We start from the raw sequence: 2341 nt of genomic DNA on the forward strand, positions 1-2341 counted from the left end.
ATTGGGTATAGAGCGGCACGCCATTGCCGGTCAGGCTGATATCCACCACCGGCTTGTCAGCCACGGCAGCGATGTCAATCACCAGCTTGCCTGAGTTGCTCAGGTTGGCACCGTCGCTGATCTGGTAACCCAGGCTGGCGTAGTCCCCTTGCTGGTTGCCCGTCGTCGCACCGCTGCCATTGACTGCACTGGTGCTGGATTCATTGAGACCGGGCACAAAGCGCAGATGGCCACTGTCGATATCGGCGTAGGAGATGAGATCTCCTGCCTTCACGGCAATCCACTGACCGGCCGCATTGAGATACTCCAGCTTGCCATTTTGCGGCAAGGTATTGATCTGCAGGCTCAGATCAGACGCAGCCTGATCATCACTGGCACCAAACTGGGACCATTTCAGTACCAGCGGTGTGTCTTCCGTCCCGACACCGTGTCCACCCGTGGTCACAGGGGCACGGTCGTTGTCGATGATGGTACCTGTGCCGTTCTGACCACCCACGGTCACCGTCAGGGTCTCGTTCGCCTCGACCAGGCGATCGTTCACGGTCGGTATGGTCACGGTAAAGCCGGATACCCCGGCCGGTACAGTGATCTTGCCGGTGGCGCTGTTGTAGATAACCCCATTGCTAAATTGGGCAGTGCCCCAATCAAGGTTGGAAGCCGGGTTGGTACCGCTGCCCCTGATGGCGAAGTCAAACGGGGTCGCCTCCTGGGTAGTGTCAGACAACACCACCGTATGCAACAGATTGCCGCCTTCCGCTGCACTCTCGCTGGAAACCGACTGCACTATCGGAGTAAACAGCGGCTTGGTCGCGAAAGAGCCCTGGCTGGAATCGCCATCCGCATCCACCACCTTGATCTGGAAGTCGATATCACCGTCACCCAGTGGCCTGGACATGTTCTGGTACTGGAAGAACTCCCACTTGCCGGTGGCCGGGGTAAATTCCAGACGGAACACCAGGGTGCCATCGCTGGCCTTGCCTATCAGGGTATTGGCTGACTCCATGGTAGTGGTGATCAGCTTGCCGGTGGCCGTGGTCAACCCAGTCTCGTTGGAGCCGAGCAGCTGCATATAGCCCTTGCCATCAGCCCCCCACTGCGGAGTGACAGTGCCCGAACCGTAAGCGATGGCCGGTGCCGTGGTGGCACCGAGGAACTCTATGCTCTTCACCGTCAGGTCGCTGTTGTCCGAGGTATTGGTGTTGCCGTTATTGGTAGCCTTGATCACCATGGTGTCAAAGCCGCCTTGCTGCACCTGGAAGTTCTCGGCGTAATCGCCACTGGCCGCATTAGAGCTGAAGGTCTGAGTACCAATCAGCACACCAGCCCGGTAGAACTCGACCACGCCACTCTCCAGCTCACCACCGAACATCTGGTTGAACTTGATGTTGGCACCATAGGCAACCGTGCCCGGATCCAGCTTCACAATTAACTGCTCGGAGGCAGAGGTTCCGTTCGCGAAGTGACGGAAGTCTATCTCGTTGGCAATGTTGTGGTACGGCCCGGCCACGCTGGATACCCCCAACCCTGCATTGGAACCATTGACGCTGGCATCAATCAGAGTTGAGTTTGTTGCAGAGGTGAACCCCTTAGCTGTGATGGTAAAGCCAGCCAAATCGACCAGGGCCCTGTTGCCACTGAACTTGGTCAGATCAAATACCCCGATCAGCACATCTGGAATATTTGTCTTGGCAACAGAGACTGCTGCAGCATCGCCAGCGATCGGCGCATCATCCTCGACGGTGACATTCAGCTTACCTGTGGTCGTGCCCTTGCCATCGGAGACCTTGACGTCCAGCTGGAACGACAGGGAATCCTCCTGGCCCTTGACCGGGTGGTCAAGCGGCGCCTTGAGGGTCAGATCATAGGCCCAATCACCCTTGCCACTGGCGTTCGGTGCGGTCAGCTTGACCTCGACCACCGCCTTGTAGCCATCGCTACCCAGGGTACCGGTATAGCCAACCAGCGTCTTGCTACCAGCGTCCCAACTCCACTTCACCTCGGCGCCACCAGAGGTCAGCCCTGTCGGTCCGCCCAGTGAAACTGCCACGCTGCTGCTGTCCACATCACCGACGGAGATAGTGCCAGACATGCTCTTGGCATCCGTGGTATCCGGGTTGCCACTGTTATCGGCTATGCCGTTGGGCAAGCCCTCTTCGGAAACAGTTGCGCCATTGGAGATAGACAGGGTTGGCAAATCATTGGTGCCGTTGATCACCACTGTCACTGTGTGGCTGGTGCCATCCAAGCTCTTGACCACAAAGGTCTCGACCTTGGTTTCACCCTCGCCCAGATACTGCACCTTGCTGTTGTCGACGTTGTAGCTCCAGGTGCCGTTCTCGGC

The 2341-nt window shown here is 58.0% G+C and carries 1 protein-coding gene; it reads right to left on the reverse strand.

Annotated features, from left to right (window positions below):
* A partial coding sequence (locus tag AAC083_RS06855) for a VCBS domain-containing protein (RefSeq protein ID WP_219927870.1) occupies window positions 1–2341 on the reverse strand: 2341 nt, incomplete at both ends.

The organism is Aeromonas sp. HMWF014 (assembly GCF_963878295.1).
Lineage (GTDB): Bacteria > Pseudomonadota > Gammaproteobacteria > Enterobacterales > Aeromonadaceae > Aeromonas > Aeromonas popoffii.